This is a genomic window from Bradyrhizobium altum (assembly GCF_020889705.1).
Classification (GTDB): Bacteria; Pseudomonadota; Alphaproteobacteria; order Rhizobiales; family Xanthobacteraceae; genus Bradyrhizobium; species Bradyrhizobium altum.
Map to the genome: position 1 here is coordinate 1 of NZ_JACMYP010000523.1, position 1,702 is coordinate 1,702.

Annotated in this window: 2 protein-coding genes; both read right to left on the reverse strand. The window is 67.6% G+C overall.

The features are described from left to right. A partial coding sequence (locus tag H8B02_RS47075) for an HlyD family secretion protein (RefSeq protein WP_229172487.1) occupies positions 1-562 on the reverse strand: 562 nt, incomplete at its 3' end. Continuing rightward, on the reverse strand, positions 549-1,702 hold a 1,154-nt coding region (locus H8B02_RS47080; RefSeq protein WP_229172488.1), incomplete at its 5' end, for an ABC transporter permease. The genes H8B02_RS47075 and H8B02_RS47080, both read right to left, overlap by 14 nt.

Below are 1,702 nucleotides of genomic sequence, written 5' to 3' on the forward strand. Positions count from 1 at the left end.
CCTGCACCTGTGCGTCGGCGATGGCGCGCTCCTCTTTGGTCGGCCCCGCCACTCCAGCATCGTAATTCGCCTGAGCTGCCGCCACGCCGGCGCGCGCCGAGGCAACGTCGTTCTCGGCCTGGTCGAGCGCCTGCTGGGTTTCAAAGCTCTGGCTCGCCAGCGTGGTGATCCGCTTGAGCTGGGTCTCCACATAGTCGAGCCGTGAATTGGCCTTGGAGATCGCGGCTTTCAACGAGTCGATCTGCTCGCGGCGTACGCCGGCATAGACGTTGTTGCGGCTCGCCACCGCGGCGGCATGCGCGGCCCGCGCCTGGTCGGCCTGTGCGGTCAACTCGATCGCGGAGAGTTTGGCGAGGACGTCGCCCGCGTGCACCTGCGCGCCTTTCTCGACCGCGATCGACTGCAACTGGCCGTTCACTTCCGGCGCGATCCTGACCTCGGTCGAGCGGACCACGCCGACGATTGCGGGCGCCGGCGTCGCGCGGCCCTCGGCGTAGATCAGCGCACCCGCGACGAGCACAAGCAGGATCGCGACAATGGCTGCGCGCCTAGCGTTGGGCATGTTGCTGTCCTCTCTTGAACACCAGCGCGGAGATCACGGCGAGCACGAAATAGCCCAGGGCCAGGCACCACAACCTGAGCCAGTCATGCGAGACCTCCCAGATGCTGGCGCCGAGCTGGTTGATACGCACGAGGCCGTCGATCGCCGAGTCGGCCGGGAACAGCCGGCCGAGTGCCGCGGCCGCAGGGGGGATCGCCTCGCGCGGCCAGGCGAAGCCGGCGGTGAAGAATTGCGGCAGGCTGGTCGCCAGCAGCAGGATGGTGGCGTTCTCCGGCCGCGTGAACCAGGCGCCGATCGCCTGTCCCATGAAGCTCGTCGCCAGCAGGAAGACGGTCGCCAGCGCGAAGATCTGCGGCAGATGTCCGAGCGTCGAGAAGCCATAGATCCGCGGCAGCACGATCAGATAGAGCGCGAGCGCCGGCAGGTAGATGGTCAGATGAGCCACGCCGCGCCCGAACACGCCCGCGACCGTGTTGCGGGAATTCGCCAGCGCCGTGCCGGTCAGCATCGCCGCGCCGATCAGCAGCGTCTGTTGCAGGATCAGGATGAACGCCGCTGGCACGATGTAGCTCGCATAGCCGCCGACCGGGTTGAAGATCGGTTGCAGCAGGACGTTGGCCGGGCTGAGGCTCGCGAGCTTCGCCTTGACCAGACTTCCGTCTGCGCGAGCGCCCCGCGACACCAGTTCGGATGTCAGCGTGCCGATCGCGGTGGCGACCGCGCCTGCGGTCGACCGGAAGATGAACAGATAGGTGGCGTCGGCGTAGACCGGGATATGCGCGGTGAGGCCCTTGAGCACGTCGCGTTCGGTGCCGGGCGGAATCTGCACGGCGGCAAATGCATAGCCGCGGTCGATCGCGGTGCTTGCCTCCGCAAGGGTGCGGGCGCGAACCGTCACGCTCAATGTGCCGCTGGCGTCCAGCGTCTCGACGATCTGCCGTGAGAGATCGCTGAGATCATTGTCGACGACCGCGATCGGCAGCTTGCGCAGGATCTGGTTGAGATAAGGCTGCGGATAATAGATGCCGTAGACCAGCGGGGCGAGGAACAGCAGGCTGAAGGCGCTGCGCGTTCCGAGCACGCGCCGCCACTCCGCCAGGAAGGCGCCGCCGACGCCCGGTGGCGCCGGCTCGCTCGCTG